This is a genomic window from Rhizobacter sp. P1_G5 (assembly GCF_056405435.1).
In genome coordinates this window covers 1-1,293 of sequence record NZ_JBFUCB010000996.1, presented here as the reverse complement: position 1 = coordinate 1,293, position 1,293 = coordinate 1, and the positions used below count along the sequence as shown (strand labels likewise).

The following is a 1,293-nucleotide window of genomic DNA, read 5'->3' as shown; positions in this document are numbered from 1 at the left end:
CTTCGTGAACTGACTGTCGCCCACTGTTTGACCACAACGAACGAAGTGAGTGGCGGGAGTTTGGGCGACGGGCCATGAAACCAGTCAGCGCAGGGGAGTCATTGCCCCCCAGGGGCAATGACCGCCGCGACCGGCGAGCCCCAGACTCCCCGCCCGCGCCTTCCGCGCCAACCCGACCTGACAAATCACCTCTCCCGGAATGCCTCTTTGGACTTCAGCATCGGCCGCAGCAAGAAGCTCAGCACCGAGCGTTCCCCGGTGCGCACCTCCACCGAGCCGGTCATGCCCGGCAGCACCGTCAGCGGCTTGCCCTTCTCGCGCAGCGTGGAGCGCTCGGTGCGCAGCATCACGCGGTAGTAGGTCTGGTCGGGCGCGGCTGTCTTCTCGGTGTCGCCGAGCGCGTCGGGGCTGATGTACTCGATCTTGCCCTTCAACCCGCCGTAGGTCGTGTAGTCGTAGGCCGCCAGCTTCACTTCGGCCGTCTGCCCGACCCGCAGGAAGCCGATCTCAGACGGCTTCACGCGCGCCTCGATCAGCACCCGCGACGTGATCGGCACGATCTCCATCATCGCGGCGCCCGGGCTCACGACGCCGCCCACCGTCACCGAGCGGATGTTCTTCACCAGCCCGCGCACCGGCGACTTCAGCACCGTGCGGCGCAGCACATCCTGCCGGCCGGCTAGCTGCTCCTCGATCTGCGCCAGGTCGGTCTGCACCCGCACGAGCTCGGTGCTTGCGTCCTGCCGGAAACGGTTGACCCGCTCCTGCGACTGCAGGTGCAGGTCGTTGACCTGGCGGCGCAGCCGCATCACCTCGACCTCGGACATCAGGCCCTTCGCCGACATCGCCTCCGAGACGCCCAGCTCCTTCATCACCAGCTCGATGCTGCGGCTGTTCGAGCGCACCGCCTCGTCGAGCGCGCGCTTGCGGGCGTTGTAGGCATCGGTCTCCGATTCGACGACGCTGGAAAGCGCCGACACGTCGGACGGGAATTGCAAGGCCCGGCCGTTCGCCTCGGCCGTCAGCCGCGCGACCGTGCCACGCAGCGCGGCGCGCTTGACCTGGCCCTCGTTCTGCTGCGATTCGAAGCGCGTCGGGTCGAGTTGCGCCAGCTCCTGCCCCTCCTGCACCTGCATGCCCTCGCRCACGAACAGCTCGCGCAGGATGCCGCCTTCCAGGCTCGCGATCACCTGCTCCTTGCCGTCGGGCACCACGCGGCCGTCGGCGCGCGTGATCTCGTCGACGCGGGCGGTGGACGCCCACGCGATCGCGACGATCACCGCGATCGCCATC

The 1,293-nt window shown here is 68.4% G+C and carries 1 protein-coding gene; it reads right to left on the bottom strand.

Annotated elements, in window-relative coordinates; all coding sequences use genetic code 11:
• Positions 1–185: 185 nt before the first annotated feature.
• Positions 186–1,293: HlyD family type I secretion periplasmic adaptor subunit (locus tag AC1D12_RS33480; RefSeq protein WP_477845398.1), on the bottom strand; the 1,108-nt coding region annotated here is incomplete at its 5' end.